Genomic DNA, 12464 nt, shown 5'->3' with positions numbered 1-12464 from the left:
CTGCCCGTGGAGTCAGGACACAGGAAAGGAGAAGAAGACCGCCATGCCCGCCGAGGACATCCATGTGACCGACGGCATGATCCACTTCGCCGCGCCACTACAGCCCGCGACGATCATCCGCCGCCCCAACCGGTTCATCATCGAGGCCGACATCACGGGCACATCCGTGGCCTGCCACTGCCCCACCACCGGCCGGATTGGCAACTTCGTCCTCGACGGCCTGCCGTGCCTGCTGTCCCGCAGCGACAACCCTGCCCGCAAAACCACCCACACCGTCGAGGCCATCTCCCTCGACCCACCCGACGCCCCCGAGCCCACCTGGATCGGCATCAACCAGAACGCCGCCAACCGCTCTATCGAGACCGCCCTGCGCCACAACCTCCTGACCGACATGATTACCGCCCGGACCGTGCTGTGCGAGCAGGCCCTGGGCCACTCCCGCCTCGACTTCCTCGTCAACGACGACACCTATATCGAGGTCAAGACGCCGCTCCAGCACGTCCAGGCCCCGCTGGGCAGACACATCAGGACACGCAGGCAGGCTCCCTTCGATTCCACCGACCGCATGATCCGGCACATCGGCGAACTCGGCGACAGCCTCGGCGGCCACCAGCGCGCGATCCTTATCGTCTGCTTCCTCTACGACAACCCTGGCTTCCAGGTCGGACCCAACCCCAGCACCCGACAGGCCGCCGTCCGGACGAAGGTCGCCGCGGCCGTCGACCAGGGCGTCGAGATCTGGCAGGTGAACTTCCTCCTCGACGCCAACGGCGTCCGCGTCGGCCGTCAGACCGAACTCACCGCCCAGTTCACCCAACGACCCGCGAGGCCCGCCGACCGACACTGATCCCTCACAAAGCCGGAGGCGACGGGGAAGAAGTGGTCTCCGCCTTCGGGGCACGGCGATGCCGCGGCGAGAAGCATCGGCCGGAATAACGCGGCAGTTCAACAATTCCGCTTACGGCACCGCACCCCGGCCAAACTCCCCACCTGAAGACTTTCATTTCTCCTCAATTTACAGGCCATCCGATATCCGAGTCGGGTGGCCATTTGGCGTGCATTATTCCCCGGGGCGATCCGGTAGATTTTCAGTGCCCACACAGCAACTCACCTTGTCAAGCCGGACTTTCGTCATATCCGTCTCGGTCCGAACCAAGCAGCGGACGATGCTAGGGTCTTTCTCATTCGCATCCGCGATGCCGCTTTCCGCCGCTGCCGCAGACTTCCACAACGAAGCGTTTGCGCGGCAGTGCCAATTCACTCTCCTCTGGAGCCCTCTTTCATGTCTACCGGCATGTCCACCGACCGCGCGGCCGCAGCCGTCGCACCGGCCGATACGCCCACCGCGCCGCCGGGGCGGGGCCGTCACCTCGGGCTGGCCCTGATCGTCATCGCGGCCGCCCAGCTGATGGTGGTCCTCGACGCCACCATCACCAACATCGCGCTGCCCGCCATCCAGACCGACCTGAACGTCACCGACGCGAACCTCGCCTGGATCGTCAACTCCTACGCGCTGGCCTTCGGCGGACTGCTGCTGCTCGGTGGACGGGCCGGTGACCTCTTCGGACGACGGCGCATGTTCCGGGCCGGCATCGCCGTCTTCACCCTGGCCTCGCTGCTTGGCGGCCTGGCCCCGGGCGAGGGCCTGCTGATCGCCGCCCGCGTCCTACAGGGCGTCGGCGCCGCGCTCGCCGCACCCAGCGCCCTGGCTCTGATCACCACCACGTTCCCCCAGGGCAAGTCGCGCAACACCGCGATGGGCGTGTACGCGGCGATGGGCGGCGTCGGCGCCACGGTCGGCCTGCTGCTCGGCGGCACGCTCACCGATCTCCTGGACTGGCGCTGGGTGTTCTTCGTCAACATCCCCATCGGCCTGGCCGTGCTCGTCGGCACGAACACCCTCGTCGAGGCGGAGCGCCACCCCGGCCGCCTGGACATACCCGGCGCCGTCACCGGCACCGGCGGTCTGATCGCCCTGGTCTACGGCATCACCCGGGGTGGCGAGCACGGCTGGACCAACGCACTGACCCTGACCTCCTTCGTCGGAGCGGCCGTACTGCTCAGCGCGTTCCTGCTGCTCCAGGCCCGCACCGCAGACCCGATGATGCCGCTGCGCCTGCTCAAGGACCGCAGCCGCTCCGGCAGCTACGCCACGATGCTGTTTATCGGCGCGGGCATGTTCGCCACGTTCTACTTCCTGACGCTGTACATGCAGTTGATCCTCGGCTACAGCCCGGTGAGGACCGGCTTCGCCTACCTCCCCTTCAGCTTCGGGATGGCCACAGCAGCCGGCATCAGCTCCAAGCTGGTCACGCACTTCGCACCCCGGCTGATCGCCGGCCCGGGGTTGCTGGTCGGGGCCGCCGGCATGTTCTGGTTCGCCACTCTGGAGCCCGGCTCCTCCTATGCCGCGCACCTCATGCCCGCGATGTTCGTCACCGCCCTCGGCCTGGGCATGAGCTTCGTACCGATGACCCTCGGCGCGGTCAGCGACGTCGCCCACCACGACACGGGCATCGCGTCGGCGCTGCTGAACACCGCCCAGCAGATCGGCGGCGCTCTCGGCCTCGCCGTGCTGTCGACGATCGCCACCTCGGCCGCCAACGACAAGCTCCCCGACGCGGCGACCACTCTCTACCGAGCGCTCGCCACCAAGGACGTCGGCCTGGCGAGCCGCGCCGGCGAGGCTCTGACCCACGGCTACACCATGGCTTTCGCCGCCGCGGGCGCCATGTTCCTCGCGGGGCTTGCCATCACCGTGCTGGCCATCAACGCCGAACGGCAGCACACCGAGGACGGAGCCCCCGCCGTTCACATGGGCTGACCCCTCGGGCTGAGCACTCCCGAAACCGCGCGCGGTGCGCCGACTCCCCCTCGCAAGACCCCGAGGACCTCAGCGGGACCTGCCTGCCCGCGCACCGCGCGCCCCTCCAAGAGCAGGGACTGGCCGCCGAACATCGTGTTGCGTCGTGTTGCGGGCTGACCCCACACTCCTGTCACCATCAAGCCGGGCCTCACATCGGCTCGATGACGTTCTTGCGCAGGTGCCCGTAGACCACCGAGGTGCGTACGTCCGCGAGCTCCTTTCGCTCGGTCAGCTTGTCCAGGACCACCGAGTGCAGATGGTCGGCGTCGCGAACCGCCACATGGATGAGGAAGTCGTCGGTGCCCGTCAGCACGAAGACCGCGATCACCTCGGGCATCCGAGCCACGAAGGCCTGGAACTGCTCGATGACCGCACGCGTCGGCGGCCGTACCCGCACGGCGATGATCGCCTGCAACCCCCGGCCGATCGAAGGGAGGTCCGCCTCGGCGTGGAATCCGAGCAGTACGCCGCGCTCACGGAGGGAGCGCACCCGCTCCAGACAGGTGGAGGGGGCGATTCCCAACTCCTGTGCCAGATCCCGGTTGGTGCGCCGACCATCTTGCTGAAGAAGCCGCAGCAGCGCCGAATCTAGTTCGTCCATATTCCGCCAAGCCCCCAGAACGCCGAATTATGTTCGGCCAGCGTGCCATATCCACGGACCGATTGCTAGCATCCCCGCGATGTTTCCGTCTATGATTCGCATCTACGCCATGCGGTCGGGCGGAATCGGAGAGTTCGGACGGGAAGGGGCATCAGGGGTGGACGAGCGGAAGACCAGGATCTTGGCGATCGGTTCCGTCGTGGCGGCCGCGCTGTTCTGGAGCAGCTCGTACGCGGTGACCAAGGAGGTGCTGGCGGACGTCGGGCCGCTGACCATCGGGGCCATCCGCTTCACGATCGCCGCCGCGCTGCTCGCGATCATGGTGCGTATGCGCCGCAACCCGGTAGCCCGGCCGGATGCCCGCCAGCGACGGCTGATCTACCTGAGCGGCCTGCTCGGCATTCTGGTCTACTTCGTGCTGGAGAACATCGGCGTCGAGCTGTCGACCGCCTCCGACGCCTCCCTGATCGTGGCCTCGTATCCGCTGATGACCATGCTCCTGGAACTGGTGGTCTTCCGGACCAGGATGCCGCTGCTCCGGGTCAGCGGTGTGCTGCTCGCCACGGCGGGAGCCTTCCTGGTCGTACGCAACGGGGCGGAAGTCGGAGGCACCGCACGCTGGTTCGGCGATGTCCTGCTGCTGCTCGGCGGGCTGGTGTGGGCCGGGTACAACGTGCTGGGCAAGTACGCGGGTCGCGGGCAGGACGCGGTGAACCTCACCTACTACCAGACCGTGGCGGGCGCCGCCGGCTTCCTGCTCGCCTCGCTCCTGGAGATCGGGGACTGGCGGGTGCCGGATGCCACGGCCTCTGCGCTGCTCGCCTATCTGGCCGTGGCGTGTTCCGTCGGCGGCTTCCTCCTCTACAACTACGGTCTGCGCCGGATGACCTCGAGCGTCGCGGTCAACATCCTCAACTTGGTGCCGGTGTTCGGTGTGCTCGGTGCCGTGGTGATCAACGGAGAGACGGTCCGGCTCGCGCAGGTCTTCGGCGGCGTGATCATCGTCGCGGGAGTGGCGCTCGGGTTGGTCGAGCGCCGAACGGCCATCGTGGAACCCGAAGCTCCCGAACCGACTCTGGTCGGCGAGCGCACCTGAAGGAGTCCCTCCACCGGGCGCCCCCGGTCGGGGAAGACAACCGCGCCCCCGGCTTTATCCTGCCTGTGGATGAAGCTCGGCCCGCTTGCGTCAAAGGGGTTTCCGAACCGGACAAACACCGCTACGGTCCTTGAGATGTACCGGTCACATAGGGGGTCCCCTCTCCCCGGACCGGTCACCCCGGCGCGACGGCGCGCGCCTGTGCCAGCCACAGTGGCCTGACGGCCCGCCCGTACACCCCCTCTTTCCACGGAGGATCAGCGTGCACAGGAAAAGGCTTCGACTGCGCGGGCCCCTCGCGCTCGTCACGAGCGGACTGCTCGTCGGCGCGGGGCTCGCGTTCAGCGCTCCGCCGGCGGTCGCGGACCAACCAGCCCCGGCCGCCGAGGAGTTCCAGCAGGTCACCCTCGCCAAGGGGGCCGAGGAGACCGGTGAGCCGATGTCGCTCGCCGTACTGCCGGACCGCTCGGTGCTGCACACCTCGCGCGACGGCACCCTGCGGCTGACCGACGCGGCGGGCGACACCATGGTGTCCGGCAAGCTCCCGGTCTACTCCCATGACGAGGAGGGGCTCCAGGGCGTCGGCATCGACCCGCAGTTCAGCGAGAACCGCACCATCTACCTCTACTACGCGCCGCCGCTCGACACCCCCTCGGGCGACGCCCCCAACGAGGGCACGGACGCCGACTTCGCCAGGTTCGACGGGGTCAACCGGCTCTCCCGCTTCACCTTGAAGACCGATGGCGTCCTGGACCTGAGCAGTGAGAAGAAGGTCCTCGACGTGCCCGCCTCACGCGGTATCTGCTGCCATGTCGGCGGCGACATCGACTTCGACACCGACGGCAATCTATACCTCTCCACCGGAGACGACACCAATCCGTTCGCCTCCGACGGCTTCACCCCCATCGACGAGCGGGAGGGCCGCAACCCCGCCTATGACGCCCGGCGCTCCGCGGGCAACACCAACGACCTGCGCGGCAAGATCCTGCGGATCAAGGTGGCCGACGACGGTACGTACACCGTCCCGGACGGCAACCTCTTCGCGCCCGGCGCCGAGAAGACCCGGCCCGAGATCTACGCGATGGGCTTCCGCAACCCCTTCCGGATGAGTGTCGACAAACCGACCGGCACGGTCTACGTCGGCGACTACGGCCCGGACGCGGGCGCCGCCGACCCCAAGCGGGGACCGGGCGGCGCGGTCGAGTTCGCCCGGATCACCAAGCCCGGCAACTACGGCTGGCCGTACTGCATCGCCGACAACAAGCCGTACCTGGACTACGACTTCGCCACCGGCACCTCCGGTGCGACCTTCGACTGCGCCGCGCCCAGGAACACCTCGCGCTACAACACCGGGCTCACCGAACTGCCTCCCGCCCAGCCCGCCTGGATTCCGTACGACAACGACTCCGTACCCGAGTTCGGCTCCGGCTCCGAGTCGCCGATGGCCGGGCCGGTCTACCGCTACGACGCCTCGCTCGACTCCCCGGTCAAGTTCCCCGAGTCCTACGACGGGGACTTCTTCGCGGGCGAATTCGGCCGCCAGTGGATCAAGCGGATCGAGCAGGGTGACGACGGCACAGTGCAGAAGATCAACGACTTCCCGTGGCGCGGCACCCAGGTCATGGACTCGGCCTTCGGCCCGGACGGCGCGCTGTACGTCCTCGACTACGGCCTCGGCTACTTCAACGGGGACGAGCACTCCGCGCTCTACCGGATCGAGAACGCCACGGGCGGCCACTCACCGATCGCCGAGGCGAGCGCCGACCGCACCTCCGGCAGGGCGCCCATGAGGGTCGCCTTCTCCTCGGCGGGCACCTCCGACGCCGACGGCGACGCCCTCGCCTACAGCTGGGACTTCGGCGACGGCACCACATCGAGCGCCGCCAACCCCACGCACACCTACCGGAAGAACGGCACCTACACCGCTACCGTCACCGTCAAGGACCCCTCCGGGCGCACCGGCAGCGCCAGCGTCCACCTGACGGTCGGCAACACCGCGCCCAAGGTGACGCTGCGGCTGCCCGCCGACGGTCAGCTGTTCACCTTCGGCGACGAGGTCCCGTTCGAGGTCAAGGTGACCGACCCCGAGGACCGGACCATCGACTGCGCCAAGGTCAAGGTCACCTACATCCTCGGCCACGACAGCCACGGCCACCCCGTCACCACGGCGAACGGCTGCTCCGGCACCATCAGGACCAACGCCGACGGGGAGCACGACCCCAACGCCAACATCTTCGGGGTCTTCGACGCCGAGTACACCGACGGGGGCGGGGGCGGCCAGCCGCCGCTGACCACCCATGACCAGAGCAGGGTCCAGCCCAAGCACCGGCAGGCCGAGCACTACGGCGACAGCCAGGGCGTCTCGGTGATCTCCCACGCGCCGGCCAACGGCGGCAAGACGGTCGGCGACATCCACAACGGCGACTGGATCTCCTTCACCCCGTATGTGCTCGGCAACGCCAAGGACTTCACCGCCCGGGTCTCCTCGGCGGGCGCCGGCGGCACGCTGGAGATCCGCACCGGATCCCCGACCGGACCGCTGCTCGGCACCGTCACCGTGCCGGTGACCGGCGGCTGGGAGACCTTCCAGGACGTCAAGACCACACTGCGGAACCCCCCGACCGGTAGCACCACTCTCTGTCTCGTCTTCAAGGGCGGCGAGGGAGCGCTCTTCGACGTGGACGACTTCACGATCGGCACCGGCTGACGAACAGGGCCGGGGGCGGTCCGCGCGGCCGCCCCCGGCCCGGAGGAAGGAACACAACGGACATGCACCCGCACTCTTCTCCGCATCCCGGGCCTCGTTCCAGACGCCACACCGGATCCCCGCGCTCGGCGCGCCTCGCCGCCGTCGGGGCGGCCACCTTGCTGCTCGCCCTGACGGCGCTGCCCGCCGCCGCGTCCGGGCCCGCCCCGTCCAGGGCCGCCGCGTCATCGGCCGCGGCGGGTTCGTCGGACCCATCGGACCGCGTACTGGTCTTCTCCAAGACGGCCGGCTTCCGCCATGACTCGATCCCCGACGGCATCGCCGCCATCGAGGAACTCGGCGCGCAGGGCGGTTTCGCCGTCGACGCCACCGAGGACGCCGCCGCCTTCACCCCCGACAACCTCGCCCGCTACGCCGCCGTCGTCTTCCTCTCCACGACCGGCGACGTCCTCGACCCCGCCCAGCAGTCCGCCTTCGAGCGCTATGTGCGGGCGGGCGGCGGCTATGTCGGCGTCCACGCCGCAGCCGACACCGAATACGACTGGCCCTTCTACGAAGGCCTGGTCGGGGCGTACTTCCAGTCCCACCCGGCGATCCAGCAGGCCACGGTGGACGTCGAGGATCGGGCCCATCCCGCGACGGCGCATCTGGGACCGCAGTGGGAGCGGACGGACGAGTGGTACAACTATCGCGCCAATCCCCGGGACCGGGTGAAGGTCCTCGCCTCGCTCGACGAAGCCTCCTATGAGGGCGGGGCGATGGGGCAGGACCACCCCATCTCCTGGTGCCAGGACTACCGCGGCGGCCGTGCCTTCTACACCGGCTTCGGCCACACCAAGGAGTCCTACGCCGACCCCGCCTTCCGGCAGCACCTGCTCGGCGGCATCCGCTACGCCACCGACGCCGCCCAAGCCGACTGCCGCCCCGAACAGGGCTACCGCCCGCTGTTCGACGGCACCTCGACGGACGGCTGGAAACAGGCGGGCCCGGGGAGCTTCACTCTCGACACCGCGTCGGGAACCCTCACCTCGACGGGCGGCATGGGCCTGCTCTGGTACCAGGCGCGCGAACTGCGCTCGTACTCGCTCAAGCTCGACTGGAAGGTGTCGGGCGACGACAACTCCGGTGTCTTCATCGGCTTCCCGGCCTCCGACGACCCCTGGTCGGCGGTCGACAACGGCTACGAGGTGCAGATCGACGCCACGGACGCCCCCGATCGCACCACCGGGTCCGTCTACGGCTTCCAGTCCGCCGACCTCGCCAAGCGGGACGCGGCGCTGAACCCGCCGGGAGAGTGGAACACCTACGAGATCCGGGTGCAGGGCGAGCGGCTGCGGATCTGGCTCAACGGCGTGAAGATCAACGACTTCACCAACCAGGACCCGGCGCGCAGCCTGCGGCAGGGATACGTCGGCGTCCAGAACCACGGGGAGGGGGACGAGGTCTCCTTCCGCAACATCCGCGTCAAGGACCTGCCGGCGAAGAGCGGCGGCCACCACCACCGCTAGCCGCCCGGTCCGCCGTCCCTACGGCCCGAGGGGAGTCGTAGGGACGGCCGGCGGCGGGAAGGAGTACGCTGCCTCCTCCCCGCCGCCACCTCATCCACCCATTCGGAAGCGGGCCCTGGTCCCCGAGGTCGGGACGCAGCTGCTCGGCCCCCTCACCGCGCCCATCTGCGTGACCTCTTACTCTGGGCCGAATGCTGCGGCTACGGCTCCACCTGGACGACCTCGCCTCGGTCTGGTTCGCGTGTTCGCCCCTCCAGGAGACTGTTCTGAGCCTGTGGGCGTGGCAGAACCCGGTCCGGCACGCCGAACATCGGCACTCTCTGCGCCGATGCACCCCGCTGCTACGGCAACTCGACTGGCCGTTGCTGCAATCGCTGGTCGGCCCGCATCGGCGCATCCCCGACTTCCTGACCCCGCACCCGATCGGCCCGTCCCCCGATATCGACGACGAGTTCACCGCTGCGCGGGCAACGCCGGCCGAGCGCGTGAAGACGGAGCTGATCCAGGCCACCAGCGGTGCGGCAGTGCGGCGGGGGCCGCGGCGGGCCCCCGGGGCGCGGGCGGGGGGGGGCGGGCGGGGGGGGGGGGGCGGGGGGCGGGCCGCCACGCCCCGCCCCCCACAAACCACCCCTCTTACACCGCGGGGCGGGCACCGCCGCCCGTGGGCGTTATTCCGGGGGGGGGCCCCCCCCCCGGGGGGGGGGGGGGGCCCCCCCCCCCCCCCCCCCCGGCCTCCAGCAGGCGTACGAAGACCCCGTCGGCCTGCTCACCCGCGTCGCCGACGCCGTGCACACGTACTGGTCCCTCGTGATCGCACCGCACTGGCCGCGCATGCAGGCCGTACTTCGCGCCGACATCCTGCACCGGGCCCAGCGGCTGGCGGCCGGCGGGGCCGCGGCGCCGTTCCCCGGCATCGACCCGGGCCTGCGCTGGCGGGCCGGCACCTTCACCGTGGACGCCCTCATGTGGTGTGGGCCGAATTCCGCACCTCCGCCCCAGCGTGAACGGCCCGGCGGGCAGCAGCACGGCGGCGGACGGCCCCCGTTCCCTGGGAGCGTCGGGGTGTGCCCCCGCCTGAACGGCAACAACAAACCGTAAAGACTGCCTGATTCCGGCAATGATCTCCAGCGCGTTCAGAGCGACCATTTTCGCACCGGCGGATGGGGCACCAAGGCTCAGGGCGGGCCATGTGCCGCCGCTTCCTGAGGACGTGTGCCATCCCTCGGTTCTGCGTGAAGTCCCCTGCTCGACGTTCGCAAGGAAGGTTCACACGTGAGACTGACCCGCGCTGCCCTGACCCTCGCGGCCACCGCTCTGACACCGGCGCTGCTCCTCGCCGCCACTCCTGCCTTCGCCACTGACGCGACCGGCGCCTCGACCACCAGCGTGGCGGCGACGTCGGACGCGGAGGACTCGACCACGCCCGTGGACGAGATGTCCGACGACGACGTCCGGGTCGCGATCATGCGCATCATCGCCGCCCCCGGCACCGGCAAGGCCGTCTACGCCGCCGCGCAGGCGGCCATGGACGGCACCATCGAGGACCAGCGGTACTTCCTGAAGACGGGCCGCTGGGCAGCCCAGTTCGAGGACGACCGCGTCGCGGTCTTCCGCATCCTCGCCCTCGCTCAACAGAACAACGACAAGGCGGTTGTCAGAGAGGCCAACAAGGCCCTCGACGAGGGCACTCCAGAAACCCTGCGCGCCTTCCTGGAGACCGGCTACCGCCTCGCCCAGGCCGAGGACGACCGCGTCGCGATCTTCCGCATCCTCGCCAGTCCGACCACCAGTGATGCGCTCCGCGCGGCGGCGGAGCGGGCCCTTGACATCGGCACGCCGGAGGCATTGCGGTATTTCCTGGAGCACGGCCAGTACGAGGTGGATGCCTAGCAGATCTGCACCTCCGCCCTCCTGCCCGTCGCCCACCAGCTGATCGCCGCGCTGCTCGAGGACGGACGAGCCTCCTCCACCGACCTCGCCCACCGCGCCGACACCTCCCTCCTCACCGCCCGCCGCCGGCTGGAGGCGCTGGTGGGCGGCCAGGTCCTCAGACTCGCGGCCGAAGTCGACCTCGCCCGCCCGGGCAGCCGCTGAGCCGACCACACCCGGCGACGGGGCCTGCCGCCTGGCCCGGCCGGCACGGTGCGCCGCCGCAGGACCCTGCCGGAGGGCCTTTCGACGTACGTTCCTGGCCACGGTCGCACTCTCCCGCAGACCTGTAGCTTGCTGGAAAGCCGGGTGAGATGTCATCGACCGGCTCCGCCGCTCGTTATCCCCCATGTCCAGGTACGCAGTCATCGAGCAGGAGAGCACATTGGCCACCGCAGCCCCGCAAGGCGTCCCCTCTCCGTCCCCCCGGCCCGGCTCCGTTCCCCTGCCTCCGGAGCTCGACGCGGCGGCCGTCGAGCGGTGGCGGGCTTCCTCGGGGGCGGTGGTCGATTTGCTGGCCCAGGCGCGCGAGCTCGGCGGGGTCAGCGCGGTGCGCCTCGGCCCGCGCCCCACGGTGCTGGTCACCGATCCGCAGGCGGTGCAGCACGTCCTCGCCCTTCATCCCGACCGCTACGTCAAGCGCTCCCACCGGGCCCGCGTGCTGGTAGGGGACGGGGTGCTCTCTGCCGTCGGGGAGCCGTGGAAGCGTCAGCGCCGCCTGCTCCAAGCCCAGTTCACCGGAGCGGGGATCCGCCGCTACGAGCAGCGGATCGCCGGCGCCGCGCGCCGCGCCGCCGACCACTGGGCGCAGTGCGTCCGTACCGGCACGCCGACCGATGTCGGCGAGGACATGCGCTTCTTCGCTCTGGACACCGTCTGGCGCTCTCTCACCGGCCACCCCCTCGACGAGATCACGAACCGCGAACTCGCCGCAGTAGAGGCGGTGGGGGCCGCCCTGCCGACCACCCCCTCCGGGTCGGCCGGCGCAGCCGAGTTGCGCGCCGCCGTGGCCGCGGACCTCGCGAGGATCGACGCCGTCGCCGAACACGCGATCGCGGCCGCCCGCCGAGGAGAGGCGGGCCCGGAAGGCCCCGGCTTGCTGCGCGTCCTGGTGGACGCCGGGGCGACCCACCCCGAATACACCGACCAGTTGATCCGCGACGAGCTGGTCACCCTGCTCGCCGCCGGTTACGAGACCACTGCCAAGACCCTGTCGTGGCTCTATCTGCTGCTCGACCGCCACCCCGAGGCCCGCCGTTGGGCGCTGAGCACGGGACCCGCGGGCTCACCCGAACGCGAAAGTGCCATCCGGGCGCTCGCCTCGGAGACCCTGCGGCTCTATCCGGCGGTATGGCTGATGCCCCGCCACGCCACGGAGGACGACACCCTCGCCGGCTACCGCATCGCGGCCGGCACCGACATCTTCGTGTGCCCGTACCTCACCCACCGCGACCCGGCGCTGTGGCCCGAGCCCGAGCGATTCGACCCCGAGCGGTTCACCGCCGCGGACGAGAGCCGTCCCTCCTCCCGGCACGGCGCGTACTACCCCTTCGGCATCGGCGCACGAGCCTGTCTGGGCGCACAGTTCGCGATGCGCGAGATGACCGTGCTCCTGGAACACCTGCTGCCCGCCTTCACCCCCTCCTTCCACACCACCCCGACCTCGGCCGTCTTCGGGCTCACCGTCCGCCCCGACGGCCCGGCGCCCGCCACCATCACACCCACTCCGGACGGCTCATAGGACGCCAGGTCACCTG

Annotated in this window: 10 protein-coding genes; 9 read left to right on the top strand and 1 reads right to left on the bottom strand. The window is 70.0% G+C overall.

What is annotated here, in order from left to right; all coding sequences use genetic code 11:
- Nucleotides 1–43: 43 nt before the first annotated feature.
- Nucleotides 44–847, top strand: a complete 804-nt coding sequence (locus ACH4S9_RS32195) for a DNA/RNA nuclease SfsA (RefSeq protein WP_398375057.1) — start codon at nucleotides 44–46, stop codon at nucleotides 845–847.
- Nucleotides 848–1282: 435 nt separating this feature from the next.
- On the top strand, nucleotides 1283–2824 hold the full coding sequence (locus tag ACH4S9_RS32190; RefSeq protein ID WP_358842734.1) for an MFS transporter: 1542 nt from the start codon (nucleotides 1283–1285) through the stop codon (nucleotides 2822–2824).
- A 190-nt stretch (nucleotides 2825–3014) separates the two neighbouring features.
- On the opposite strand, the gene ACH4S9_RS32185 is transcribed toward ACH4S9_RS32190, so the two are convergent.
- A complete protein-coding gene (locus ACH4S9_RS32185; RefSeq protein WP_311724051.1) occupies nucleotides 3015–3467 on the bottom strand; it encodes an Lrp/AsnC family transcriptional regulator in 453 nt (150 codons plus the stop codon).
- A gap of 157 nt (nucleotides 3468–3624) precedes the next feature.
- On the opposite strand from ACH4S9_RS32185, the gene ACH4S9_RS32180 reads away from it, so the two are divergent.
- The 7 genes from ACH4S9_RS32180 (at nucleotide 3625) to ACH4S9_RS32150 (ending at nucleotide 12448) form a co-directional block, all read left to right on the top strand.
- Nucleotides 3625–4563 carry a DMT family transporter gene (locus tag ACH4S9_RS32180; protein WP_311724049.1) on the top strand — a complete coding sequence of 313 codons (939 nt, stop codon included), beginning with the start codon at nucleotides 3625–3627 and terminating at the stop codon, nucleotides 4561–4563.
- 262 nt (nucleotides 4564–4825) lie between these two features.
- On the top strand, nucleotides 4826–7270 hold the full coding sequence (locus ACH4S9_RS32175; protein ID WP_398375055.1) for a PQQ-dependent sugar dehydrogenase: 2445 nt from the start codon (nucleotides 4826–4828) through the stop codon (nucleotides 7268–7270).
- Nucleotides 7271–7332: 62 nt separating this feature from the next.
- Nucleotides 7333–8778: a ThuA domain-containing protein gene (locus ACH4S9_RS32170; RefSeq protein WP_385338278.1), complete on the top strand. Its 1446-nt coding sequence runs from the start codon at nucleotides 7333–7335 to the stop codon at nucleotides 8776–8778.
- Nucleotides 8779–9585: 807 nt separating this feature from the next.
- On the top strand, nucleotides 9586–9876 hold the full coding sequence (locus ACH4S9_RS32165; protein WP_398375053.1) for a hypothetical protein: 291 nt from the start codon (nucleotides 9586–9588) through the stop codon (nucleotides 9874–9876).
- 174 nt (nucleotides 9877–10050) lie between these two features.
- Nucleotides 10051–10668 (top strand): ALF repeat-containing protein, encoded by a 618-nt coding sequence (locus ACH4S9_RS32160; protein ID WP_385338283.1) that lies wholly within the window; start codon nucleotides 10051–10053, stop codon nucleotides 10666–10668.
- A 3-nt stretch (nucleotides 10669–10671) separates the two neighbouring features.
- The gene (locus ACH4S9_RS32155; protein ID WP_394816747.1) at nucleotides 10672–10872 is read left to right on the top strand and encodes a winged helix-turn-helix transcriptional regulator; all 201 of its coding nucleotides are present in this window, start codon (nucleotides 10672–10674) and stop codon (nucleotides 10870–10872) included.
- A gap of 184 nt (nucleotides 10873–11056) precedes the next feature.
- Nucleotides 11057–12448 (top strand): cytochrome P450, encoded by a 1392-nt coding sequence (locus ACH4S9_RS32150; protein WP_398375052.1) that lies wholly within the window; start codon nucleotides 11057–11059, stop codon nucleotides 12446–12448.
- The last annotated feature ends 16 nt before the right edge of the window (nucleotides 12449–12464 follow it).

Origin of the sequence: Streptomyces sp. NPDC021225 (assembly GCF_044332865.1) — a bacterium.
Classification (GTDB): Bacteria; Actinomycetota; Actinomycetes; order Streptomycetales; family Streptomycetaceae; genus Streptomyces.
Note: the sequence above shows the minus strand (reverse complement) of the source record. Positions and strands in the feature narration are given on the sequence as shown.

What these genes read in the sequence shown, in the direction of transcription:
- ACH4S9_RS32195 (WP_398375057.1), top strand. Translation starts at nt 44, where the DNA reads ATGCCCGCCGAGGACATCCATGTGACCGACGGCATGATCCACTTCGCC.
- ACH4S9_RS32190 (WP_358842734.1), top strand. Translation starts at nt 1,283, where the DNA reads ATGTCTACCGGCATGTCCACCGACCGCGCGGCCGCAGCCGTCGCACCG.
- ACH4S9_RS32185 (WP_311724051.1), bottom strand. Translation starts at nt 3,467, where the DNA reads ATGGACGAACTAGATTCGGCGCTGCTGCGGCTTCTTCAGCAAGATGGT.
- ACH4S9_RS32170 (WP_385338278.1), top strand. Translation starts at nt 7,333, where the DNA reads ATGCACCCGCACTCTTCTCCGCATCCCGGGCCTCGTTCCAGACGCCAC.
- ACH4S9_RS32150 (WP_398375052.1), top strand. Translation starts at nt 11,057, where the DNA reads ATGTCCAGGTACGCAGTCATCGAGCAGGAGAGCACATTGGCCACCGCA.